Source organism: Enterobacter sp. PTB, from assembly GCF_051130085.1.
GTDB lineage: Bacteria > Pseudomonadota > Gammaproteobacteria > Enterobacterales > Enterobacteriaceae > Enterobacter > Enterobacter ludwigii.
Genome location: NZ_JBDKEE010000007.1, coordinates 220,647 through 244,110 on the forward strand (window position 1 = coordinate 220,647; position 23,464 = coordinate 244,110).

At 53.5% G+C, this 23,464-nt stretch carries 21 protein-coding genes; 3 read left to right on the forward strand and 18 right to left on the reverse strand.

All coding sequences use genetic code 11. From position 1 onward, the window contains the following. Positions 1-66: 66 nt before the first annotated feature. The 16 genes from pstS to asnC all read right to left on the reverse strand — a co-directional run bounded on the left by pstS (position 67) and on the right by asnC (position 16,649). The gene (pstS, locus tag AAIR21_RS11640; protein WP_014172287.1) at positions 67-1,107 is read right to left on the reverse strand and encodes a phosphate ABC transporter substrate-binding protein PstS; all 1,041 of its coding nucleotides are present in this window, start codon (positions 1,105-1,107) and stop codon (positions 67-69) included. Between the two features lie 321 nt (positions 1,108-1,428). Continuing rightward, positions 1,429-3,258 carry a glutamine--fructose-6-phosphate transaminase (isomerizing) gene (gene glmS, locus AAIR21_RS11645; protein WP_020882762.1) on the reverse strand — a complete coding sequence of 610 codons (1,830 nt, stop codon included), beginning with the start codon at positions 3,256-3,258 and terminating at the stop codon, positions 1,429-1,431. Positions 3,259-3,486: 228 nt separating this feature from the next. After that, positions 3,487-4,857 (reverse strand): bifunctional UDP-N-acetylglucosamine diphosphorylase/glucosamine-1-phosphate N-acetyltransferase GlmU, encoded by a 1,371-nt coding sequence (gene glmU, locus AAIR21_RS11650; protein WP_020882763.1) that lies wholly within the window; start codon positions 4,855-4,857, stop codon positions 3,487-3,489. Positions 4,858-5,162: 305 nt separating this feature from the next. Beyond that, a complete protein-coding gene (locus AAIR21_RS11655; RefSeq protein WP_006177560.1) occupies positions 5,163-5,582 on the reverse strand; it encodes a F0F1 ATP synthase subunit epsilon in 420 nt (139 codons plus the stop codon). A gap of 20 nt (positions 5,583-5,602) precedes the next feature. Beyond that, the gene (atpD, locus tag AAIR21_RS11660; protein WP_006177559.1) at positions 5,603-6,985 is read right to left on the reverse strand and encodes a F0F1 ATP synthase subunit beta; all 1,383 of its coding nucleotides are present in this window, start codon (positions 6,983-6,985) and stop codon (positions 5,603-5,605) included. Positions 6,986-7,016: 31 nt separating this feature from the next. After that, on the reverse strand, positions 7,017-7,880 hold the full coding sequence (atpG, locus tag AAIR21_RS11665; RefSeq protein ID WP_020882764.1) for a F0F1 ATP synthase subunit gamma: 864 nt from the start codon (positions 7,878-7,880) through the stop codon (positions 7,017-7,019). A 51-nt stretch (positions 7,881-7,931) separates the two neighbouring features. Continuing rightward, complete coding sequence (atpA, locus tag AAIR21_RS11670) at positions 7,932-9,473, reverse strand: F0F1 ATP synthase subunit alpha (protein ID WP_006808751.1); 1,542 nt, start codon at positions 9,471-9,473, stop codon at positions 7,932-7,934. Positions 9,474-9,485: 12 nt separating this feature from the next. Further along, positions 9,486-10,019 carry a F0F1 ATP synthase subunit delta gene (gene atpH / locus AAIR21_RS11675; RefSeq protein ID WP_014172281.1) on the reverse strand — a complete coding sequence of 178 codons (534 nt, stop codon included), beginning with the start codon at positions 10,017-10,019 and terminating at the stop codon, positions 9,486-9,488. A 14-nt stretch (positions 10,020-10,033) separates the two neighbouring features. After that, positions 10,034-10,504 (reverse strand): F0F1 ATP synthase subunit B, encoded by a 471-nt coding sequence (gene atpF, locus AAIR21_RS11680; protein ID WP_003862370.1) that lies wholly within the window; start codon positions 10,502-10,504, stop codon positions 10,034-10,036. Between the two features lie 48 nt (positions 10,505-10,552). Beyond that, positions 10,553-10,792: a F0F1 ATP synthase subunit C gene (gene atpE, locus AAIR21_RS11685; protein WP_000429386.1), complete on the reverse strand. Its 240-nt coding sequence runs from the start codon at positions 10,790-10,792 to the stop codon at positions 10,553-10,555. 49 nt (positions 10,793-10,841) lie between these two features. Beyond that, positions 10,842-11,657: a F0F1 ATP synthase subunit A gene (gene atpB, locus AAIR21_RS11690; RefSeq protein WP_014172280.1), complete on the reverse strand. Its 816-nt coding sequence runs from the start codon at positions 11,655-11,657 to the stop codon at positions 10,842-10,844. An 8-nt stretch (positions 11,658-11,665) separates the two neighbouring features. Further along, positions 11,666-12,046 (reverse strand): F0F1 ATP synthase subunit I, encoded by a 381-nt coding sequence (atpI, locus tag AAIR21_RS11695; RefSeq protein ID WP_008500194.1) that lies wholly within the window; start codon positions 12,044-12,046, stop codon positions 11,666-11,668. Between the two features lie 616 nt (positions 12,047-12,662). Further along, positions 12,663-13,286, reverse strand: a complete 624-nt coding sequence (gene rsmG, locus AAIR21_RS11700; protein WP_032679279.1) for a 16S rRNA (guanine(527)-N(7))-methyltransferase RsmG — start codon at positions 13,284-13,286, stop codon at positions 12,663-12,665. A 100-nt stretch (positions 13,287-13,386) separates the two neighbouring features. Beyond that, positions 13,387-15,276, reverse strand: coding sequence for a tRNA uridine-5-carboxymethylaminomethyl(34) synthesis enzyme MnmG (gene mnmG / locus AAIR21_RS11705; RefSeq protein WP_183516829.1), 1,890 nt, complete (start codon positions 15,274-15,276; stop codon positions 13,387-13,389). A 374-nt stretch (positions 15,277-15,650) separates the two neighbouring features. Further along, positions 15,651-16,100 (reverse strand): FMN-binding protein MioC, encoded by a 450-nt coding sequence (gene mioC / locus AAIR21_RS11710; RefSeq protein ID WP_183516828.1) that lies wholly within the window; start codon positions 16,098-16,100, stop codon positions 15,651-15,653. Positions 16,101-16,190: 90 nt separating this feature from the next. After that, entirely contained in the window at positions 16,191-16,649 is a 459-nt protein-coding gene (gene asnC, locus AAIR21_RS11715; RefSeq protein WP_014172275.1) for a transcriptional regulator AsnC, read from the reverse strand. Between the two features lie 151 nt (positions 16,650-16,800). Between asnC and asnA the strand changes: the two genes are divergently transcribed. Continuing rightward, entirely contained in the window at positions 16,801-17,793 is a 993-nt protein-coding gene (gene asnA / locus AAIR21_RS11720; protein ID WP_014172274.1) for an aspartate--ammonia ligase, read from the forward strand. Here the strand turns inward: asnA and viaA are convergent, their stop codons facing one another. Continuing rightward, on the reverse strand, positions 17,794-19,245 hold the full coding sequence (gene viaA / locus AAIR21_RS11725) for an ATPase RavA stimulator ViaA (protein ID WP_014172273.1): 1,452 nt from the start codon (positions 19,243-19,245) through the stop codon (positions 17,794-17,796). Continuing rightward, complete coding sequence (gene ravA, locus AAIR21_RS11730) at positions 19,239-20,735, reverse strand: ATPase RavA (protein WP_025202724.1); 1,497 nt, start codon at positions 20,733-20,735, stop codon at positions 19,239-19,241. The genes viaA and ravA overlap by 7 nt, the downstream gene beginning before the upstream one ends. A 222-nt stretch (positions 20,736-20,957) precedes the next feature. On the opposite strand from ravA, the gene kup reads away from it, so the two are divergent. Beyond that, positions 20,958-22,826 carry a low affinity potassium transporter Kup gene (gene kup, locus AAIR21_RS11735; RefSeq protein WP_014172271.1) on the forward strand — a complete coding sequence of 623 codons (1,869 nt, stop codon included), beginning with the start codon at positions 20,958-20,960 and terminating at the stop codon, positions 22,824-22,826. A gap of 216 nt (positions 22,827-23,042) precedes the next feature. Further along, positions 23,043-23,462, forward strand: a complete 420-nt coding sequence (rbsD, locus tag AAIR21_RS11740; RefSeq protein ID WP_020882770.1) for a D-ribose pyranase — start codon at positions 23,043-23,045, stop codon at positions 23,460-23,462. The last annotated feature ends 2 nt before the right edge of the window (positions 23,463-23,464 follow it).

Sequence of the window (23,464 nt, forward strand, 5' to 3'; positions counted from 1 at the left end):
TTAAACGCGTTTACGAAATCGGCGGGTAGCGCGAGCGCCACCCGCCATTTTCGTCAGAATACTAAATTAATACAATGCTTTACCGCTGCTGTCTTTCACGTTGGTTTTCCATGCAGCGCGAATCTGCTCAACCACGTTGTCCGGCAGGGTGGCGTAATCCAGAGCGTTAGCCTGTTTGCCGCCGTTTTTGTACGCCCAGTCAAAGAACTTCAACACTTCAGCGCCCTGCTCAGGTTTCTTCTGCTCTTTGTGAACCAGAATGAAGGTGGTAGAGGTGATTGGCCACGCACCATCGCCTTTCTGGTTAGTCAGATCCTGAGCGAAGGATTTGCTCCAGTCAGCGCCTTTTGCAGCGTTAGCAAAGTTCTCTTCAGTCGGGCTGACTGGCTTGCCATCGGCAGAAACCAGTTTGGTGTAAGACAGGTTGTTCTGCTTAGCGTACGCATACTCTACATAGCCGATAGAACCAGGCAGACGCTGTACGAACGCGGCGATACCGTCGTTGCCTTTACCACCCAGACCGGTTGGCCAGTTAACGGTAGAGCCGGAACCGACTTTAGATTTCCACTCTTCGTTCACTTTCGCCAGGTAGCTGGTGAACACGAAAGAGGTACCGGAACCATCTGCACGACGAACCACTGCGATGTTCTGCGAAGGCAGTTTGACACCCGGGTTCAGTTTGGTGATGGCTTCGTCATCCCATTTTTTGATTTTACCGAGGTAGATGTCACCCAGGGTTTTGCCGTCCAGGACCAGCTCGCCTGATTTCAGGCCTGGAATGTTAACGGCCAGCACAACACCACCGATAACGGTCGGGAACTGGAACAGGCCTTCCTGCGCCAGTTTGTCATCAGACAGTGGAGCGTCTGATGCGCCGAAATCAACGGTATTCGCGGTAATTTGTTTTACGCCACCGGAGGAGCCGATACCCTGATAGTTAACCTTGTTACCGGTTTCTTTCTGGTAGGTATCCGCCCATTTGGCATACACCGGCGCAGGGAAGGTTGCACCAGCGCCAGTCAGGCTTGCTTCTGCAAATACAGAGAACGCGCTCAGAGATAAGGTCGCGGCGACAACAGTTGCGACAGTGGTACGCATAACTTTCATAATGTCTCCTGCAAGATTTTCGTAAATCGTTGTTTAGTGGCTACGATGAGCAAAATAGGACAAACAGGTGACAGATAAATGTACGAATTATGACAGTTTTATGACAATGAAAATTTAGCTTAAATATCAGTAAAAATTCATTTAATTATCATCTAGTTAACCACTTACATGACAGCAAGTTTTCAGAAATATTTTCTTTATGTGACACTGAAAAAAGTAGCTGAAGATGACAGATTGTCATAAATAAAAATGCGGATGGGTTGATTAAAAACAAACCAGGAAGGGTAAAAAAGCTCCACCCGAAGGTGGAGCCTGAGGGGATTATTCTACGGTGACCGATTTCGCCAGGTTACGTGGCTGGTCAACGTCAGTGCCTTTGATCAGCGCGACGTGATAGGCCAGCAACTGCAGCGGAACGGTGTAGAAGATAGGGGCAATCACCTCTTCCACATGCGGCATCTCGATGATGTGCATATTGTCGCTGCTCGCAAAGCCGGCGTCTTTATCGGCGAAGACGTACAGTACACCACCGCGGGCGCGGACTTCTTCGATATTGGACTTCAGTTTTTCCAGCAGTTCGTTGTTAGGTGCCACAACGATGACCGGCATGTCTGCGTCAATCAGCGCCAGCGGGCCGTGTTTCAGCTCGCCTGCTGCGTAAGCTTCCGCGTGGATGTAGGAGATCTCTTTCAGCTTCAACGCGCCTTCCAGCGCAATTGGATACTGATCGCCACGGCCGAGGAACAGGGCGTGATGTTTGTCAGAGAAATCTTCCGCCAGCGCTTCAATGCGTTTGTCCTGAGACAGCATCTGCTCAATACGGCTTGGCAGCGCCTGCAGGCCATGAACGATGTCATGCTCAACAGCCGCATCCTGCCCTTTCAGACGCGCCAGTTTCGCCACCAGCATCAGCAGAACGGTCAGTTGAGTGGTAAACGCTTTGGTGGAGGCCACGCCGATTTCCGTACCTGCGTTGGTCATCAGCGCCAGATCGGATTCACGAACCAGCGAAGAACCCGGCACGTTACAGATGGCCAGAGAGCCCAGATAGCCCAGCTCTTTAGAGAGACGCAGCGCCGCCAGGGTGTCCGCCGTTTCGCCAGACTGGGAAAGGGTGATCATCAGGCTATTACGACGCACCGCGGATTTGCGGTAGCGGAATTCTGAAGCGATTTCGACGTCACACGGAACACCGGCCAGGGATTCAAACCAGTAGCGGGAGACCATACCGGAGTTGTAGGAGGTACCGCAGGCCACGATCTGAATATGCTCAACCTTACCGAGCAGCTCATTGGCGTTGGCGCCCAGTTCGCTCAGGTCCACCTCGCCGTGGCTGATGCGCCCGGTCAGGGTGTTTTTGATGGCGTTCGGCTGCTCGTAAATTTCTTTCTGCATGTAGTGACGGTAAGCGCCTTTGTCGCCTGCGTCGTACTGCAGATTGGATTCGATCTCCGGGCGTTTCACCTGCTCGCCTTTGGTATCGAATACCGTCACGTTGCGACGCGTCACTTCCGCGATATCACCCTCTTCCAGGAAGATAAAGCGACGGGTAACCGGCAGAAGTGCCAGCTGGTCAGAGGCGATAAAGTTCTCGCCCATGCCCAGACCGATAACCATTGGGCTACCGGAACGTGCGGCCAGCAGCGTGGACGGATCGCGTGAATCCATGATTACCGTACCGTACGCACCGCGCAGCTGAGGGATCGCGCGCAGCACCGCTTCACGCAGTGTACCGCCCTGCTCCAGCTCCCAGTGAACCAGGTGAGCAATAACTTCGGTGTCGGTTTCAGAGACGAAGGTATAGCCGCGCGCTTTAAGTTCTTCGCGCAGCGGTTCGTGGTTTTCGATAATGCCGTTATGCACGACCACGATGTGTTCGGACACATGCGGGTGCGCATTGCCTTCAGACGGTTCGCCGTGGGTCGCCCAGCGGGTGTGCGCAATACCCGTGCCACCGTGCAGCGGATGATCTTCCGCAGCCTGGGCCAGCATCTGCACTTTACCGAGACGACGCAGACGGGTCATATGCCCTTCTGCATCCACAACTGCCAGACCGGCAGAGTCGTAACCACGGTATTCCAGACGACGTAAACCTTCGAGAAGGATTTCAGCAATATCACGCTGCGCAACTGCGCCAACAATTCCACACATAGTTTAATTTCCTGATTATGGCGTTATGCCATGCGTTGTCGCTGACCTGTATTTGCCCTTTCCGGGCACCCCGAGCCTTGTAGAGAGTGGGGTTATTGTTATAAGTACTGCCTTTGGGGGGAGGATTATGTTATCCCCTCACCCCATCCCTCTCCCCAGAGGGGCGAGGGCAAAAAACACCGCACCGAACGAGCGCTCTCCTCGCGAGAGAGAGCAGGGTGCAGGTCGTTACTTTTTCTTCACCGGGCGTTTCCAGCCCTGCTTGTGAACCTGCGGCACGCGGCTCAGCACCAGCTCATTGTCGGCAACATCGCGCGTCACGGTCGTCCCGGCGGCAATGGTTACCCCGTTCCCGACCGTCACCGGTGCCACCAGCTGTGTATCAGAACCGACAAACACATCATCACCGATGATGGTTTTAAACTTGTTGGCACCGTCATAGTTGCAGGTGATTGTTCCTGCACCAATGTTCACGTTATCGCCAATCTCTGCATCGCCCAGGTAGGTTAAATGGCCGGCTTTGGAACCTTTGCCCAGACGCGCTTTTTTCATCTCAACGAAGTTGCCAACATGGGCGCCTTCGAGCAATTCAGCGCCAGGGCGTAGGCGTGCGAACGGCCCAATGGTGCATGCCGCGTCCAGATGTGCATCTTCAACCACGCTGTACGGGCTAATGTCGCAGTCGTCACCGATGACGCTGTTTTTGATAACACAACCGGCACCAATTTTGACGCGGTGGCCAAGCGTGACGTTGCCTTCAAGGATAACGTTAGTATCGATTTCAACGTCGCGCCCGTGAGATAAGGTCCCGCGCAGATCGAAACGCGCCGGGTCGCGCAGCATAACGCCTGCCAGGAGCAGTTTTTCAGCCTGTTCGGACTGATAAACGCGTTCCAGGTGGGAAAGCTGAAGGCGGTTATTCACCCCTTCGGTTTCGCTAATGCGTGCCGGATGAACCGCCGCAATCTCACGCCCTTCCTGATAGGCCATCGCGATGATGTCGGTGATGTAGTACTCACCCTGCGCATTATTGTTGTTGAGCTTCGACAGCCAGCGCTTCAGGTCCGCGCCATTGGCAATCAGGATACCGGTGTTGATCTCCTGAATCTGACGCTGTGCGTCGCTGGCATCTTTATGCTCAACGATACCCGTTACGTTACCGTTTTCGCGGGTAATGCGGCCATAGCCGGTCGGATCGTCAAGCACGACGGTTAACAACCCGATGCCACCCTGCGGTTTAGCTTCACGCAGGCGGGCAAGGGTGTCGACAGAGATCAGCGGGACGTCGCCGTAAAGCATCAGAATATCTTCGTCATCCGCAAAGAACGGGGCGGCCTGCTGCATGGCGTGTCCGGTCCCCAACTGTTCTGCCTGAAGCACCCAGTTGAGTTTGTCATCGTTCAGCGTCTTTTTAAGCAGATCGCCGCCGTGACCATAGACCAGATGGACCTGACGGGCACCCAGTTCATTAGCGGCATCAATGACATGCTGCACCATCGGCTTTCCTGCCAGCGTGTGCAGTACCTTTGGAAGATCGGAATACATGCGGGTACCTTTACCGGCGGCAAGGATGACCACGCTCATTGTATTGTTCAACATACGCGTCCTGACTGTAATTTGAGTAAGAAGTTAAACCCGTTGACGTTGAAAATTCTACATATTTTGCGTCATAAAATGGAGTGGCGGTAAAACGTTCAACATCAGCCAATAATGGCTATTTGAGGCCATTTTTAGGGGCAGAGTAAACCCCTTTTTCTCTGGAAAATAGCCTTCTCGCGATAAGTCGCTAGCACACACAATAGCTTAGCTATTCTTTTGGATCATGAATAAAGATCGGTGTGATACGAAACCATAAAAAAAGCCAGCCTGGAAACCAGACTGGCTTTGTGCTTTTCAAGCCGGTGTTACATCGCTTTTTTGGTCAACTCGATAACGCGCAGTTTCGCGATCGCTTTGGCCAGCTCCGCAGACGCCTGAGCGTAATCCACGTCACCATGAGAGCTGCTAATGTGCTCTTCAGCCTTACGCTTCGATTCCAGGGCTCGTGCTTCGTCGAGATCCTGGCCACGAATAGCGGTATCGGCCAGAACGGTCACGCTGCCAGGCTGCACTTCAAGAATGCCGCCGGACAGATAGATAAACTCTTCATGACCGAACTGTTTAACGATGCGGATCATACCAGGCTTAATGGCGGTGAGCAGCGGTGCGTGACCCGGGAAAATACCCAGTTCACCTTCACTACCCGTTACCTGGATTTTCTCGACCAGACCAGAGAACATTTGTTGCTCTGCGCTGACGACGTCCAGGTGGTAAGTCATTGCCATATCACCCTCCGATTAAGGCGTTAAAGTTTTTTGGCTTTTTCCACGGCTTCGTCGATGGAACCAACCATGTAGAACGCCTGCTCCGGCAGGTGATCGTATTCGCCTTCCATGATGCCTTTAAAGCCACGGATGGTGTCTTTCAGGGAAACGTATTTACCCGGAGAACCGGTGAATACTTCCGCAACGAAGAACGGCTGGGACAGGAAGCGCTGGATCTTACGCGCACGTGCTACCACCAGTTTGTCTTCTTCAGACAGCTCATCCATACCCAGGATGGCGATGATGTCTTTCAGTTCCTGGTAACGCTGCAGCAGGGACTGTACGCCACGCGCGGTGTCGTAGTGTTCCTGACCCACAACCAGTGGATCCAGCTGACGGCTGGTGGAGTCCAGCGGGTCAACGGCCGGGTAGATACCCAGAGACGCGATCTGACGGCTCAGTACCACGGTTGCGTCAAGGTGCGCAAAGGTGGTGGCTGGGGATGGGTCAGTCAAGTCATCCGCAGGTACGTATACCGCCTGAACGGAGGTGATAGAACCGGTTTTGGTAGAGGTGATACGTTCCTGAAGAACACCCATCTCTTCTGCCAGTGTCGGCTGATAACCTACCGCTGAAGGCATACGACCCAGCAGTGCAGATACTTCAGTACCGGCCAGGGTGTAACGATAGATGTTATCAACGAACAGCAGAACGTCACGGCCTTCGTCACGGAACTTCTCAGCCATAGTCAGGCCAGTCAGCGCAACGCGCAGACGGTTTCCTGGTGGCTCGTTCATCTGGCCGTAAACCAGGGATACTTTGTCCAGAACGTTGGAGTCGGTCATTTCGTGGTAGAAGTCGTTACCCTCACGAGTACGTTCACCTACGCCCGCAAATACGGAGTAACCGGAGTGCTCGATCGCGATGTTACGGATCAGCTCCATCATGTTTACGGTTTTACCTACACCCGCACCACCGAACAGACCAACTTTACCGCCCTTCGCAAACGGACACATCAGGTCGATAACTTTGATGCCGGTTTCCAGCAGTTCCTGAGAGCTGGACAGCTCTTCGTAGGAAGGTGCTGCGCGGTGGATAGCCCAACGCTCTTCTTCACCGATGTCGCCTTTCATGTCGATTGGTTGACCCAATACGTTCATGATACGACCCAGTGTTGCTTTACCTACCGGGACTTCGATCGGGTGCTCAAGGTCTTTAACTTCCAGACCACGACGCAGACCGTCGGAAGAACCCATCGCGATGGTACGCACGATACCGCCGCCGAGCTGCTGCTGAACTTCCAGCACCAGGCTCTCGTTACCATTCTGTACCTCAAGCGCGTCGTACACGCGTGGTACGGCGTCCTGAGGGAACTCGACGTCCACCACGGCGCCGATTACCTGGACAATCTTTCCAGTAGCCATCTTGAATCCTCTACGTAATTCGTAAACCTGGTTAAACCGCGGCGGCCCCCGAGACGATCTCGGTGAGTTCCTGAGTAATGCTGGCCTGACGAGCTTTGTTGTAAACCAACTGCAGCTCTTTAATCAGGCTGCCGCCATTATCGGTCGCGGCTTTCATCGCCACCATTCGTGCGGCCTGCTCGCTGGCCAGGTTTTCTACAACGCCCTGATAAACCTGAGATTCAACGTAACGACGCAGCAGGGTATCCAACAGCGGTTTCGGATCGGGTTCATACAGGTAATCCCAGGATTTTTGCTTCAGCTCGTCATCTTCTGATGCCGGTAAAGGCAGCATCTGAGTGAGCGTTGGAACCTGAGACATGGTGTTAATAAATTTGTTGCTGACAACGTACAGTCTGTCCAGACGGCCTTCATCGTAAGCCTGCAACATCACTTTAACCGGGCCGATCAGCTCGGACAGGGAAGGGTTATCACCCATACCCGTCACCTGAGCGACAATGTTGCCACCAACGGAGTTAAAGAAAGAGACGCCTTTAGAGCCGATCATTGCGATATCGCACTGAACGCCTTTTTCAGACCATGCTTTCATATCCGCCAGCAGTTTTTTGAACAGGTTAATGTTCAAGCCGCCACACAGACCACGGTCGGTCGACACCACCAGGTAGCCCACGCGCTTAACGTCGCGTTCTTCCAGGTAAGGGTGCTTATATTCCAGATTACCGTTTGCAAGGTGACCAATCACTTTGCGCATGGTTTCTGCATAAGGACGGCTGGCCGCCATGCGATCCTGCGATTTACGCATTTTGGAAGCGGCGACCATCTCCATCGCTTTAGTGATCTTTTGCGTGTTCTGGACGCTTGCGATCTTACTACGTATCTCTTTTGCGCCGGCCATGAGCTTCTCCTCAATGCCAGGCGGCTTGTCCTGAGACAAGCCGCCGGACGATTACCAGGATTGGGTTGCTTTGAAGGAATCGAGGATAGCTTTCAGCTTGCCTTCGATTTCGTCGTTATAGCCACCGGTCTGGTTGATCTCTTGCATCAGCGGAGCGTGATCACGGTCGACGTAAGCCAGCAGAGCGGCTTCGAAGCTACCGATTTTCGCCAGTTCCACATCTTCGAGGTAACCGCGTTCAGCCGCGAACAGAACCAGGCCCTGCTGAGCAACAGACATTGGTGCGTACTGTTTTTGCTTCAGCAGCTCGGTCACTTTCTGACCGTGGCTCAGCTGTTTACGGGTTGCTTCGTCCAGATCGGATGCGAACTGAGAGAACGCAGCCAGTTCACGATACTGTGCCAGCGCGGTACGAATACCACCGGACAGTTTCTTGATGATCTTGGTCTGAGCAGCACCACCCACACGGGATACGGAGATACCCGGGTTAACTGCCGGACGAATACCGGAGTTAAACAGGTTGGTTTCCAGGAAGATCTGACCATCGGTAATGGAGATTACGTTGGTCGGAACGAACGCGGAAACGTCACCCGCCTGGGTTTCAATGATTGGCAGCGCGGTCAGAGAGCCGGTTTTACCCTTCACTTCACCTTTGGTGAAGTTCTCGACGTATTCCGCGTTAACGCGGGAAGCACGCTCCAGCAGACGAGAGTGGAGGTAGAATACGTCGCCAGGGAACGCTTCACGTCCAGGTGGACGACGGAGCAGCAGGGAAACCTGACGATATGCAACGGCCTGTTTAGACAGGTCATCGTATACGATCAGCGCATCTTCACCGCGGTCACGGAAGTATTCGCCCATTGCGCAACCGGCGTATGGTGCCAGGTATTGCAGTGCAGCAGATTCAGAAGCGGTCGCCACAACAACGATGGTGTTAGACAGCGCGCCGTGCTCTTCCAGTTTACGAACCACGTTAGAAATGGTGGACGCTTTCTGGCCGATAGCCACGTACACACATTTGATGCCGGAGTCACGCTGGTTGATGATGGCGTCGATAGCCATCGCGGTTTTACCGGTCTGACGGTCACCGATGATCAGTTCACGCTGGCCACGACCGATTGGAATCATGGCATCAACGGACTTATAACCAGTCTGCACTGGCTGATCAACGGACTGACGGTCGATAACGCCTGGTGCGATAACTTCGATTGGGGAGAAGCCATCGTGCTCAACCGGACCTTTACCGTCGATTGGTGCACCCAGGGTGTTAACAACGCGACCCAGCAGGCCACGGCCAACCGGCACTTCCAGAATACGGCCAGTACACTTAACCTTCATGCCTTCGGCGAGGTCAGCGTATGGACCCATCACAACTGCACCTACGGAGTCGCGCTCCAGGTTCAGTGCGATAGCGTAACGGTTACCCGGCAGGGAAATCATCTCACCCTGCATACAATCGGCCAGGCCGTGAATACGGATAACACCGTCACTTACAGAAACAATAGTACCTTCGTTGTGAGCTTCGCTCACAACACTGAACTGAGCAATGCGCTGCTTGATCAGTTCGCTGATTTCGGTGGAATTCAGTTGCATGCTCCAGTCCCCTTAAGACTGCAAGACGTCTGCAAGGCGTTCAAGACGGCCGCGTACGCTGCCATCAATGACCATATCACCCGAACGGATGATTACGCCTGCCATTACAGACTTATCGATTTTGCAATTCAGCTTAACTTTGCGTGACAGACGTTTTTCCATCGCGGCGGTGATTTTCGCAAGCTGTTCATCACTCAGTTCAGTCGCAGAAGTCACTTCGACTTCAGCGGTAGCTTCACTAAGGGCACGTAAGTGCTCAAACTGCTCGAGAACATCCGGGAGCACACGGAGACGACCATTTTCTGCCATTACCTTAATCAGGTTCTGACCATTGGCATCCAGTTGCTCTCCGCACACGGCGATAAACGACGCGGCGAGAGTTTCAGGCGCTAACGCACCAGAAAGCAACTCGGCCATTTGTTCGTTTTTCGTCACCTCAGCGGCAAACGCCAGCATATCCTGCCAGCGATCGACATTTTGGTGTTCGACAGCAAAGTCAAAAGCTGCTTTGGCGTAGGGGCGAGCTACCGTAACAAATTCAGACATCAGCCCCTCCCTCCTTACAGTTCAGCGACAAGTTTGTCCACGATGTCGCTGTTAGCAGCTTCATCCACGGAACGTTCGATGATCTTCTCGGCGCCAGCAACAGCCAGAATCGCAACCTGCTTACGCAGTTCTTCGCGAGCACGTTTACGCTCAGCTTCAATTTCAGCCTGAGCTTGTGTCACGATCTTAGTACGTTCCTGTTCTGCTTCAGCTTTGGCTTCGTCCAGGATCTGCGAACGGCGTTTGTTAGCCTGTTCGATGATAACCTGAGCTTCCGCTTTCGCTTTTTTCAGCTGGTCTGTCGCGTTGGCCTGTGCAAGGTCCAAATCTTTCTTAGCGCGTTCTGCAGAAGCCAGACCGTCAGCAATTTCTTTCTGACGTTTTTCGATGGCAGCCATTAAAGGCGGCCATACATACTTCATGCAGAACCAGACAAAGAGAATAAACGCGATGGCCTGGCCGAGGATTGTTGCGTTCATGTTCACAGCACAATACCTCTTTAATATCTGTGGCTTAGGGTTTTAAAACTACTACTACGCGACAGCAAACATCACGTACAGACCCAGACCTACAGCGATCATTGGGATAGCATCCACCAGACCCATAACGATAAAGAACTGAGTACGCAGCAGAGGAATCAGATCAGGTTGACGCGCTGCGCCTTCCAGGAATTTGCCCCCGAGGATGCCGATACCGATCGCAGCACCGATAGCCGCCAGACCCATCATCACAGCGGCAGCCATGTACAGCAGATCCATATTCAGGTTTTCCATGACAGTCTCCAGTTTGTTTCAATTAAAACGTAGTAGTGTTGGTAAAAAATCAGTGCTCTTCAGACGCCATCGACAGATAGACGATCGTCAGAACCATGAAGATAAAGGCTTGCAGCGTAATGATCAGGATGTGGAAAATGGCCCAAGGCACATTCAGAATCCACTGTGACCACCACGGCAGAAGACCCGCGATCAGAATGAAAATCAGCTCACCCGCATACATGTTGCCGAACAGTCGCAGACCCAGTGAAACAGGTTTGGACAGCAGGCTAACGCCTTCCAGGATCAGGTTGACCGGAATAAACGCCCAGTGGTTGAACGGCTGCAAGGTAAGCTCTTTCACGAAGCCGCTTACGCCTTTCATTTTGATGCTGTAGAAAAGAATCAGGATAAACACGCCCAGCGCCATCGACAGGGTGATGTTCACGTCAGCGGACGGCACCACGCGCAGTGCTGGCAGACCGAGGACATGTTCGCCAATCCACGGCAGGAAATCGATTGGCAGCAGGTCCATCAGGTTCATCAGGAACACCCAAACGAACACGGTCAGGGCCAGCGGAGCAATCAGCTTGCTCTTACCATGGTACATGTCTTTGACGCTGCCATGGACGAAGCCGATGATCATTTCGATGAACGTCTGGAATTTCCCTGGAACACCGCTGGTCGCTCTTTTCGCAACACCGCGGAACATGGCCAGGAACAGAAGACCCAAAACGACCGAGAAGAACATGGAGTCGATGTTGATCGTCCAGAAGGTGGCCGGGGGGTTATGCGGATCCACCAGCGAGAATGTACGCAGGTCCAGCTGAAGGTTATTCAGATGGTGACCTATGTAATCCTGCGGCGTCATATTTTCTGAAGCCATGATGCCTTTTACCCTTTGTTGTTGATTACAGCTGGAGCCAGAACTTGTACCACCAGCACCAAAACCCACGTTGCTATCAGCGGCATGAATACCACTTTCAAAACCGCCAGCGCCATCACCAGTAGAGCAAAGGTCAGCAACACCTTACACACTTCACCGAGAGCGAAGGACCAGGCCACACGGCCTTTGGCGGGTGTATGCGCCTGATGACGCCAGGCAAAAATCATAAACAATACGTTTGGCAGAACAACCGCCAAACCCCCGCACACGGCGGAGATGCCCCAGAAGGGGTCTTTGAGGCTAAACAGCAGTCCACTTGCTATCACAGCCAGAAACTGAATGAACAGAAGCTTACGAGCAACGTTTCTACTCAAGAGCGACACAGACATCACGTTTTTACTCCTGCTCCCTTCGAGGTATGCCGCGTGTCGTATAAAACGTCCTTTAAGGCTCAGAGTCAAGCATCAAAAAGCGGTCAAATTATACGGTGCGCACCCGTGATTTCAAACATTAAGTAGCGAAAAGGTGAATAAATGTTTAAATATTTTTCCCCGCCGCTATTTTTTAACTTTTCCTGAAAGCCACGACCTTCGACCAAAACTGCAAACAGCGCGAAAACGTTGGCTACAAAGCGTGCACGAGATCACAAAACACACATTTGCGATAAGGGTGTATTTATCAAAGACGCAAATCGGTTTATTTCATCTTTATGAAATTAAAGACAAATTATCGTAACTATTTTCAAAACAGCCCGGTATACAATAAAAACCTTTTATTGACATTCTTAATAAATATTTAACATTCAATTCTGGTTGCCGTATTCCACTTTTAGCAGGCTGATATTTTCGATGTTGACTATCTTCATGCTGAACAATGGCTGTTACGTTAACCGTTAGAAAAACCTTAGTAACACAGAGGTTAAACTCTCTTCGGTAAAACCCGAGAATTTGTGCTGTTATTTAACATGGTCAGAACAGCACGAATTCCACAATTTTTATTAAATATTTAAAAATTGTTTGGCTTAATTATCACCAGATGGCGTTCACCCTCAAGCTGAGGAATGTTTAATTTCTCAACGGATTCGACAGCAAAACCCTCCGGAAGCTGTTCAATTTCATCGCCCGGCAACTGCCCTTTCAGGGCATAAAAGCGGCCATCTTGTGCAGGCAAGTGCTTACACCAGCTCACCATATCATTGAGCGACGCAAACGCGCGGCTGATAACACCGTCAAACGGCGGCTCCGCGGGGAACGCCTCTACCCTGCTCTGTACAGGGGCGATGTTCTCCAGCTTCAGCTCATGCTGGACCTGACGTAAAAAACGGACGCGTTTGCCAAGGCTGTCCAGCAGCGTGAAATGGCTCTCAGGGCGGACAATCGACAGCGGGATCCCCGGCAGGCCAGGACCTGTGCCCACATCGATAAAGCGCTCCCCTTTAAGATACGGCGCAACCACGATGCTATCGAGGATATGACGAACCAGCATCTCGTTGGGGTCGCGAACAGACGTCAGGTTGTACGCTTTATTCCATTTGTTCAGCATATCGACATAGGCCACCAGCTGAGTTTTCTGGTGATCGGTGAGCGAAATACCTGCCTGTTCCAGCAGACGAGAGAGTTTATTGAGCACAGTGGGTACCTGTTTAGACATAAATTGCCCGGTGGCGCTTACCGGGCCTACGAATTAGCAGGGCGGGTAGCGAAGCGCCACCCGCCAAAAGCACTGGATATTATGCGCTACGGCGCAGCATACCTTGCTTTTTCAGCCACACCAGCAGAATCGAAATCGCGGCAGGTGTGACACCGGAGATACGGGATGCCTGACCGATCGACACAGGCTTGTGATCGTTCAGCTTGGCGATCACTTCATTGGAAAGCCCCGTCACCTGACGGTAGTCCAGCATTTCCGGCAGCAGCGTATTTTCGTTGCGCTGCTGTTTTTCAATCTCATCCTGCTGACGCGCGATGTAACCTTCGTATTTGACCTGGATCTCAACCTGTTCAGCCGCTTCAGCGTCTTCAAGGCCAGGCGCGAACGCGGTCAGTTTCACCAGGTTCTCGTAGGTCACTTCAGGGCGACGTAGCAAGTCTTCGCCGCTGGCTTCGCGCGAAAGCGGCGCAGTTAAGTGAGCATTCACTTCTGCAGCGGTTTCCGCCTGTGGATTCACCCAGGTGGTTTTCAGGCGCTGACGTTCCTGCTCAATGCGTTCCAGTTTTTCGTTGTAGCGCGCCCAGCGTTCGTCATCCACCAGACCCAGTTCACGACCCACTTCGGTCAGACGCAGATCGGCATTATCTTCGCGCAGCATCAGGCGATATTCCGCGCGAGAGGTAAACATACGGTACGGTTCTTTGGTACCAAGGGTGCAAAGATCGTCGACCAGCACGCCCAGATAAGCCTGAGAACGCGCAGGTGCCCAGCCCTCTTTCTCCGCAGAGAAGCGTGCTGCGTTCAGACCGGCAAGCAGACCCTGAGCGGCAGCTTCTTCGTAACCGGTCGTGCCGTTAATCTGGCCGGCGAAGAACAGACCGTGGATGAATTTGCTCTCCAGGGTTGGCTTCAGGTCACGCGGATCGAAGAAATCGTACTCAATAGCGTAGCCAGGACGAACGATTTTCGCGTTCTCCATACCCTGCATTGAGCGAACAATTTGCATCTGCACATCGAACGGCAGGCTGGTGGAGATGCCGTTCGGGTAAATTTCATTTGACGTCAGTCCTTCCGGCTCCAGGAAGATCTGGTGCTGGTTACGATCGGCAAAGCGCATCACCTTGTCTTCGATCGATGGACAGTAACGCGGGCCGATCCCTTCGATCACGCCAGCGTACATTGGGCTGCGGTCGAGGTTATTGCGGATCACGTCATGGGTTTTTTCGTTGGTATGCGTGATGTAGCACGGTACCTGCTGCGGATGTTGAGCCGCATTGCCCATGAACGAGAACACCGGCATGGGGTTATCGCCGTGCTGTTGTGCCAGCACGTTGAAATCAATGGTGCGCGCATCAATACGCGGTGGCGTGCCTGTTTTCAGGCGACTGACGCGCAGCGGAAGTTCACGCAGACGACGAGACAGCGGAATGGACGGCGGATCGCCAGCACGGCCACCGCTGTAGTTATCCAGACCGATATGGATTTTGCCATCCAGGAAGGTCCCGACAGTCAGTACGACGGCTTTCGCGCGGAACTTGAGGCCCATCTGGGTTACGGCACCCACAACGCGATCGTTTTCAACGATAAGATCTTCTACCGCCTGCTGGAAGATCATCAGGTTTGGCTGATTCTCCAGGGCAGTACGTACCGCCTGACGGTAAAGCACGCGGTCTGCCTGAGCACGGGTGGCGCGCACAGCGGGACCTTTGCTCGCGTTTAGTATCCTAAACTGGATGCCGGCATGATCGATCGCTTTCGCCATCAGGCCGCCAAGTGCATCCACTTCTTTTACCAGGTGTCCTTTCCCAATGCCGCCAATCGCCGGATTACAGGACATTTGTCCCAGCGTGTCGATATTGTGTGTCAAAAGCAGGGTCTGCTGACCCATTCGCGCTGCGGCCATTGCGGCCTCAGTGCCTGCATGACCCCCGCCAATGATGATGACGTCAAAAGGATCCTGATAAAACATGGTGGTCTGCCTCGCGTAAAGCGGTATGAAAATGGATTGAAGCCCGGGCCGTGGATTCTACTCAACTTTAGTCTTTCGAGAAAGCATTGGGATCCTGGGCTATTAAAAAGAAGATCTTTTTATTTAGAGATCTGTTCTATTGTGATCTCTTATTAGGATCGAGTACCTCTGTGGATAAGCCCGATCTCACGATGAAGATCATGCAGTTAGAAAGGATCGTTTGCTGTGAATGATCGGTGATCCTGGCCAGTATAAGCTGGGATCAGATCGCGACTTTATACACAGGGCCAAAACGGCCTCAGAGTTATAACTTGGATAACTACCGCTTAATACGAGCTTTTAACCAGAGTTATCCACATCTGTTCGCGCGATCTTTAATCGTTTTTGAGTAAATTTTTCCATTCACCCAGCCAGATCTCCGCTGGATCTTCCGGAATGTCATGATCGAGGATGTTGATCTTCAGTGTTTCACCCAGCTGTTTTGCCCCACAGGCAGTCACAGCGGCTTCGACTTTCTCTATTGCACCGCAAAAGGTGTCATATTCACGACTGCCGATACCCACCGCGCCAAAACGGACGTTTGACAGGTCAGGCTGCTGTTCCAGCAGTTCGTCATATAAAGGTTGCAGATTATCCGGCAGATCGCCTGCGCCGTGCGTCGAGGTGATCAGTAGCCAGACCCCATCAGTCGGGAGATCTTCAAGCAACGGGCCGTGCAGTGTTTCGGTGGAAAAGCCCGCGTCTTCCAGCTTCTCAGCCAGATGTTCCGCAACGTATTCCGCGCCGCCCAGGGTGCTGCCACTGATAAGGGTAATGTCTGCCATTGATCGCTCGCTCAAATAAAGAGGGGCTCATTGTACGCTGTGAACGAGCTGGGATCTACCTGTGGAAAGTGTGGGAATGAATTTGCCCGATCAGGGGCGGATGGTACGCATGATCGGGTTCTGCAGGGAGATCAATGTTTCAGTGGACTGAATTTCATCAATTGTTTGGATCTTGTTGATAAGTACCTGCTGGAGGGCATCAATGGAGCGGCACATCACCTTTATAAAGATACTGTAGTGCCCGGTGGTGTAGTACGCCTCCGTGACTTCTTCAAGCGCGTTGAGCTTCGCCAGGGCTGACGGATAATCTTTGGCGCTTTTGAGGATAATGCCAATAAAGCAGCAGACGTCATAACCGAGCTGCTTAGGGCTGACGTCGATACGAGCACCGGTAATGATCCCCGCCTGTTTCATCTTTTCCACGCGAACGTGGATTGTGCCCGGACTGACGCCAAACTGTTTCGCCAGTTCCGCGTAGGCAGTACGAGCATTGGCCATTAAGGCCTCCAGGATGCCGCGGTCCAGATTATCGATCTGATAATTTTCCATAGCTTTTTCTTATGAACATTAATGAATCTCTCTATTCTAGCGCCATATTTTAATGAATCAAAAGTGAAGGTGGCTTTTTGTTGATGGGTTATTGAATTACAGGCCATTTTTGTTGCTTAATCTCTATCAACAGGACGCAGGAGTATAAATAATGAAAACCGCTTACATCGCAAAACAACGCCAGATCAGCTTCGTTAAATCCCATTTTTCACGTCAGCTGGAAGACAAGCTTGGTCTGATCGAAGTCCAGGCGCCCATTCTCAGCCGCGTGGGTGACGGGACGCAGGACAACCTTTCTGGATGCGAAAAAGCGGTACAGGTGAAAGTGAAAACACTGCCAGACGCCCAGTTCGAAGTGGTGCATTCCCTTGCGAAGTGGAAACGTCAAACCCTGGGACAACACGACTTCAGCGCGGGCGAAGGGCTTTACACGCACATGAAAGCCCTTCGCCCCGATGAAGACCGTCTTACGCCAATGCACTCCGTCTACGTCGATCAATGGGACTGGGAGCGCGTCATGGGCGATGGCGAGCGTCACGTCGGTACGCTGAAATCCACCGTTGAGGCGATCTACGCCGGGATCAAAGCGACCGAAGCGGCAGTGAGCAAAGAGTTTGGTCTGGCACCGTTCCTGCCGGAATCGATCCACTTTGTCCACAGTCAGGAACTGCTGAGCCGTTATCCCGATCTGGATGCCAAAGGCCGTGAGCGTGCGATCGCCAAAGAATTGGGTGCTGTGTTCCTGATCGGGATTGGCGGCAAATTGTCTGACGGTAAACGCCATGATGTGCGTGCGCCGGATTATGATGACTGGAGCACGACGGGTGAGGGCGAATTCGCCGGTCTGAACGGTGATATTCTGGTCTGGAACCCGGTGCTGGAAGATGCGTTCGAGCTCTCTTCAATGGGGATCCGCGTGGATGCTGACGCCCTGAAGCGTCAGCTGGCACTTACCGGGGATGAAGATCGTCTCACGCTGGAGTGGCACCAGGCGTTGCTGCGCGGAGAGATGCCGCAGACCATTGGCGGCGGTATTGGCCAGTCCCGTCTGACCATGCTGCTGTTGCAGCTGCCTCATATTGGTCAGGTGCAGTGCGGTGTCTGGCCACAACAGGTACGCGATCGCGTTGAATCTCTTCTGTAATTAGCGCTGCCAGCGTCTTAGCAGGCGGCTACGTAACCCGGTATCAAAGCGCCAGATATGATCGAAGATGCGCATGATGCCGGGTTTTCCATGGGCAGACATCGCCACAGCATGGAAACGGTGCTGGTGCACTCGCTGTAGCTCCTTCACTTTATTCACCACGTCATCCGGTAGCCGCTGGGCAATAAAATCGGAGATGACCACGGCGTCAGCGTCATACCAGTCTCCGCCCTGCATCCGCTCAACGATGCTTCGAAAACAGCTTGCCAGATCGGTACCGCCACGAAAGCGCTGGCTTAAAAAGCGGATCGCCTGCTCAATACCCTGCTGATGGGTCAGTTCATAACCCACAACTTCGCTGGAAAAGAGCATGATGAAGCAGCGACGTCGATCGGCGAGCGCCACGCGCATCAGAGCCAGGCAGAACGCTTTCGCGCACTGTTCGTTAAACCCTCCCATCGAGCCGGACGTATCCACGCACACAATAAAAGGCCCACGCGGCTGTTCGTCAAAATCCTGATGAATGACCGGGCGCTGGCTGAGCTTTTCACGCCAGGCTTCGCCATGCAACCGGTAGGTCAGAAGCTGTTTTTCCACCAGCCGGCGATAAAACTCGTACTCAAGCTCGGTCATCCCCAGCGTACTCAGCTCCGTGGGCAGCAGGCGCAAAATATCGTCGCTTTGCTGGAGCCCATCCACCTGCTCAGGCACGGTGGCCGGTTCACGGACCAGGGTGCGGAAGGTCTCCATTGGGGCATCTTTCTTTGGGACCGATTTGGCCTCCCGTGAACGACCCAGCTGTTCGGCAAGCTTCATCAGCTCTGGCTGCTGTGCCAGAAAATCGCCGTACTTGACGATGAGCTGGTAATCTCCGCGCCGCAGCTGACCAGCGCTCATATCCCAAAGACGCCCGGCGGCGTTTTCATTTTCCACCAGCACCTGCTCCAGCTGACCGCTTAAGGTCATGCGTTCCTGCACTTCGCTAAGCAGCTGTTCACGCTCCTCATCCAGCAACTGCTGGTTCAACGTTGTGGCCTGCACCACCAGGCTGAGGCGCCAGCGTTGTAAAAAGAGGGTGTGTAGCGCGGGGGTAAACGTGGCGTTATCCGTGACCAGCGCCCGCGCCTGGCTGGCAAACGGAGAGTGTACTGTGTCGAGTAACGTCAGGGTTTGCGGGAGCTGGGCGATAAACTGTGACGTAGAGAGCCGCTGGCACTGCTGATAGCAGGCCACCTCGTCAGTTAATTCAGGGGGGACTTCGGTCTCTTTGAACCGCTGACGCAGGTTTTCGCGCCAGCGCGGGAGATCGTCGGTCATCGCCTTTTTGAGCCGTGGGAATTTTTCAAAAAAAGCCGCCAGCTGCGGGGAGGCCAGAAGGGTGATGACCACCTCTTCGATCAACCCCTCTTCGCTGACGGCCAGCATGACGTTAAGCGTATCCAGCGTTAGCATTGACGAGCCTGTTTGATCTGCGCGCTGACATCCTGCAGGCTGGCTTCGATGCGACCTAACCAGTCGCTATGAATAAAGAGGCATTTTTGCTGCTCGCTGAAGCGCGTATGTTGCTGGTGCCATTCTGTATCCAGCGCTTCAAGCTGGCGTTTAATCTCTTCCGGCACGCTGTCAGAGGCGGTTCCCGGAAGCGCAAGACGCGATCCCTGCAGGCTGACGTCGCGGATCACCAGATGCTGGCTGCTGTCCACTTCCAGCGTCAGCGGCTGGGCAAAACCGATGCCGTTGAGTTTGCCGCGGATCTCCCCGCCCTTATCAAGCCACTGAGCCAGTGGCTCTCGCTCCACGGTGATATGGACCACCTGCATGTCATGAAGCTTAAGGGGCTGCTGAAGCAGGAGCGTCAGCGTTGTACTGGTCAGTTCGGACGGCAGCTCATAATGCGCTTTGCGGGCGAACATACCGCCAAGGCGGTTTACTTTCAGCGCTGTTTTGTCGCTTTGTTGTTGCTGCAGCTGAATACGCCGTTGGGCAATCGCCCCGAGCTGGTTGAGCATCGACTGCTGGCCCCAGGCGTGTCCGGTCATCAATACGTCAAGCTGCTGCTGCATCAGGTTCATGCCTTCCGCGTCGTGCCAGAGACAATCTTTTAAAAGGATCAGATCGATTGGCGCAACGGCATCGCGGCCGCTGAACAGGGCGCTGGCCTGCAGCAGGCGGATCGCTTTTTTCCAGCGACGGTCGGAGACATACGGCGCAGAAGGCAGTAAATCGAGCTGCTGGCGCAGCAGATAGATCAGCTCAAACACCGAATCCGGCAGTGTGATTTTGCCGATATCCTCCTGCCACTGGTAATACTCCTCATCCGTGACCTGCAGCGAAGCGGGGACCGGGTTTTCATTCTCATCCTGCTGGCTGACCAGCATCGAGCGGAAGTTGGATTTATCCTGCACTTTGTCGAGCCACAGGCGGATCAGCATGCGGTCATACAGCGCTTCAAGGCTGCTGTCGGCTTCCGGGAGTTCGTTAGAGGCCGCCACCAGCAGGCGCATCGGGATTTTCTCTTCGCTGGCACCGTTGCGGAATCGGCGTTCGTTTATCGCCGTGAGCAGGGTGTTCAGAATAGCCGGCCCCGCTTTCCAGATCTCATCAAGAAAAACAATTTCCGCTTCCGGAAGATACCCCTCAGTCAGGCGCTGATAGCGCCCTTCATCTTTCAGCGCCTGAATGGAAAGCGGGCCGAAAACTTCTTCTGGGGTGGAAAAGCGGGTCATCAGGTATTCGAAAGCGCGGGCGTTCTGAAAGGCAAATTTCAGCCGGCGGGCAATCAGGCTTTTGGCGATGCCCGGAGGACCAAGCAGAAAGACGCTTTCACCGCTCAACGCCGCCAGTAAACAGAGGCGAATGGCGTGGCTACGCTCGAAAAGGCCTTTTTCCAGCGCGCCGCTGAGGCGGGAAATTCTTTCTGCTATTAAATGTGAGTGAGCCATAATAGTTTTGCATCCTTTCGCCGTCGTGGCGGCCAATTGAAGCGAGTATAGACGTTTCAGTCAGGGCTGGTAATAGACTGAAGTGCGGCGCTATTTTCTTTGCGCTACATTAATGCGGTTGCATTTAGGGGTACGATTTTGCATTGAATCGTGCATACTGTGCGCTTTTTGTGGGCCAAGGGACTAAGCACACATTTGTTATTTAAACGAAAAGACTAGTCTATGAGCACTGATAATAAGCAATCATTACCCGCAATAACGCTTGCGGCGATCGGGGTTGTCTACGGTGATATCGGCACCAGCCCGCTTTATACGCTTCGTGAATGTCTGTCCGGTCAGTTTGGTTTTGGTGTTGAGCGCGATGCCGTCTTTGGCTTCCTGTCCCTCATCTTCTGGCTGCTGATCCTGGTGGTTTCAGTGAAATACCTCTCCTTCGTTATGCGTGCAGATAACGCCGGTGAAGGGGGGATCCTGACTCTGATGTCCCTTGCCGGGCGGAATACCTCCGCCAGAATGACGTCGGTGCTGGTCATTATCGGCCTGATTGGCGGCAGCTTCTTCTATGGGGAAGTCGTCATTACGCCCGCGATTTCGGTTCTCTCGGCGATAGAGGGGCTGGAGATTATCGCGCCACAGCTTGATTCATGGGTTGTTCCGCTGGCGATCCTTGTCCTGACGCTGCTGTTCATCATCCAGAAGCACGGCACCGGGCTGGTGGGCAAGCTGTTCGCTCCGATTATGCTGGCCTGGTTCCTGGTCCTGGCGGCACTCGGTTTACGCAGCATTATTGCTAACCCGGACGTGCTGCATGCGCTGAACCCTTACTGGGCCGTGCATTTCTTCCTTGAATACAAAGTGGTTTCCTTCGTCGCGCTCGGTGCCGTCGTGCTCTCCATCACCGGTGTTGAGGCGCTGTATGCCGATATGGGGCACTTCGGGAAACTGCCTATCCGCGTGGCGTGGTTTTTAGTGGTCCTGCCGTCGCTGGTGCTGAACTATTTCGGTCAGGGTGCGCTGCTGCTGCAAAACCCGGAGGCGATTAAGAACCCATTCTTCCTGCTGGCTCCGGACTGGGCGCTGGTGCCCATGCTGATTCTGGCGACGCTGGCGACCGTTATTGCCTCGCAGGCAGTAATTTCAGGCGTGTTCTCTCTGACGCGTCAGGCCGTGCGTCTGGGGTATCTCTCGCCTATGCGCATTATCCATACCTCCGAGATGGAGTCGGGCCAGATTTACATTCCGTTCATCAACTGGCTGCTCTATTTCGCCGTGGTGATTGTCATCGTCAGCTTCGAGCACTCCAGCAACCTGGCGGCGGCGTACGGTATTGCGGTAACCGGTACGATGGTACTGACCTCGCTGCTCTCCACCACGGTAGCGTACCGAAACTGGCACTGGAACAAATTCCTCGTGATGATGATTCTGGTCGGCTTCCTGTGCATTGACGTGCCGCTGTTCTCCGCCAACCTCGACAAGATTGTCTCCGGTGGCTGGCTGCCGCTGACGCTCGGTCTGGTGATGTTCATTGTCATGACCACGTGGAAAAGCGAACGTTTCCGCCTTCTGCGCCGTATGCATGAGCACGGTAACTCCCTGGAGGCTATGATTGCCTCGCTGGAGAAATCGCCGCCGGTACGCGTGCCGGGCACCGCGGTGTATATGTCGCGTGCGCTGAACGTTATCCCGTTTGCGCTGATGCATAACCTCAAGCACAACAAAGTGCTGCACGAGCGCGTGATCCTGCTGACCCTGCGCACCGAAGATGCCCCGTACGTCCACAATGTCCGCCGCGTGCAAATCGAGCAACTGTCGCCGACCTTCTGGCGCGTAGTGGCAAGCTACGGCTGGCGTGAGACACCAAACGTCGAAGAGGTGTTCCATCGCTGCGGTCTGGAAGGTCTGAGCTGTCGCATGATGGAGACCTCGTTCTTTATGTCCCACGAGTCGCTGATTATCGGCAAGCGCCCCTGGTATTTGCGTCTGCGCGGCAAGTTGTACCTTATCCTGCAGCGTAACGCCCTTCGCGCGCCTGACCAGTTTGAGATCCCGCCTAACCGTGTGATTGAGCTGGGAACGCAGGTCGAAATCTAGGTCCTCGTGTGGCCTGATGCCCTCTCCTGGATGGAGAGGGTGCAACCCTAAAAAAACGGTAACCAAAGGGTTACCGTTTTTGCATTTATCGCCTTCTCATTTCACGTAGCGAAACGTTTCGACGCCGATCACAAATCTGTTATGTCATGGTGGTTTTCTGAACACCGTTAAGACTAAACTGATTTCAGCGAAACGTTTCGCTAGTGGAGCAAGAAAATGAAGAAAGGCACCGTTCTTAACGCAGAAATCTCATCGGTTATTTCCCGTCTTGGGCATACCGATACGCTGGTGGTTTGCGATGCAGGCTTACCGGTTCCACGCAGCACAACCCGTATTGATATGGCGTTAACGCAGGGCGTGCCCTCGTTTATGCAGGTACTGGACGTGGTGACGGCGGAGATGCAGGTTGAGGCGGCCATTCTCGCGACGGAAATTAAACACCATAATCCGCAACTCCACGAAACGTTGCTCAGCCACATTGAGCAACTGCAACAACACCAGGGAAACACCATAGAAATTCGTTACACAACGCACGAGCAATTCAAACAACAAACCGCAGACAGTCAGGCGGTGATTCGCAGCGGGGAGTGTTCCCCGTATGCGAATATCATTCTCTGTGCTGGCGTCACCTTCTGAGG

Bases quoted from the DNA above. Each gene is read 5' to 3' on its own strand.
- pstS (WP_014172287.1), bottom strand. From the start codon at position 1,107: ATGAAAGTTATGCGTACCACTGTCGCAACTGTTGTCGCCGCGACCTTA.
- atpD (WP_006177559.1), bottom strand. From the start codon at position 6,985: ATGGCTACTGGAAAGATTGTCCAGGTAATCGGCGCCGTGGTGGACGTC.
- viaA (WP_014172273.1), bottom strand. From the start codon at position 19,245: ATGCTAACGCTGGATACGCTTAACGTCATGCTGGCCGTCAGCGAAGAG.
- atpI (WP_008500194.1), bottom strand. From the start codon at position 12,046: ATGTCTGTGTCGCTCTTGAGTAGAAACGTTGCTCGTAAGCTTCTGTTC.
- asnC (WP_014172275.1), bottom strand. From the start codon at position 16,649: ATGGAAAATTATCAGATCGATAATCTGGACCGCGGCATCCTGGAGGCC.
- glmU (WP_020882763.1), bottom strand. From the start codon at position 4,857: ATGTTGAACAATACAATGAGCGTGGTCATCCTTGCCGCCGGTAAAGGT.
- atpE (WP_000429386.1), bottom strand. From the start codon at position 10,792: ATGGAAAACCTGAATATGGATCTGCTGTACATGGCTGCCGCTGTGATG.
- mnmG (WP_183516829.1), bottom strand. From the start codon at position 15,276: ATGTTTTATCAGGATCCTTTTGACGTCATCATCATTGGCGGGGGTCAT.
- glmS (WP_020882762.1), bottom strand. From the start codon at position 3,258: ATGTGTGGAATTGTTGGCGCAGTTGCGCAGCGTGATATTGCTGAAATC.
- mioC (WP_183516828.1), bottom strand. From the start codon at position 16,100: ATGGCAGACATTACCCTTATCAGTGGCAGCACCCTGGGCGGCGCGGAA.
- ravA (WP_025202724.1), bottom strand. From the start codon at position 20,735: ATGGCTCACTCACATTTAATAGCAGAAAGAATTTCCCGCCTCAGCGGC.
- atpH (WP_014172281.1), bottom strand. From the start codon at position 10,019: ATGTCTGAATTTGTTACGGTAGCTCGCCCCTACGCCAAAGCAGCTTTT.
- kup (WP_014172271.1), top strand. From the start codon at position 20,958: ATGAGCACTGATAATAAGCAATCATTACCCGCAATAACGCTTGCGGCG.
- AAIR21_RS11655 (WP_006177560.1), bottom strand. From the start codon at position 5,582: ATGGCAATGACTTACCACCTGGACGTCGTCAGCGCAGAGCAACAAATG.
- rbsD (WP_020882770.1), top strand. From the start codon at position 23,043: ATGAAGAAAGGCACCGTTCTTAACGCAGAAATCTCATCGGTTATTTCC.
- atpB (WP_014172280.1), bottom strand. From the start codon at position 11,657: ATGGCTTCAGAAAATATGACGCCGCAGGATTACATAGGTCACCATCTG.
- atpA (WP_006808751.1), bottom strand. From the start codon at position 9,473: ATGCAACTGAATTCCACCGAAATCAGCGAACTGATCAAGCAGCGCATT.
- asnA (WP_014172274.1), top strand. From the start codon at position 16,801: ATGAAAACCGCTTACATCGCAAAACAACGCCAGATCAGCTTCGTTAAA.
- atpG (WP_020882764.1), bottom strand. From the start codon at position 7,880: ATGGCCGGCGCAAAAGAGATACGTAGTAAGATCGCAAGCGTCCAGAAC.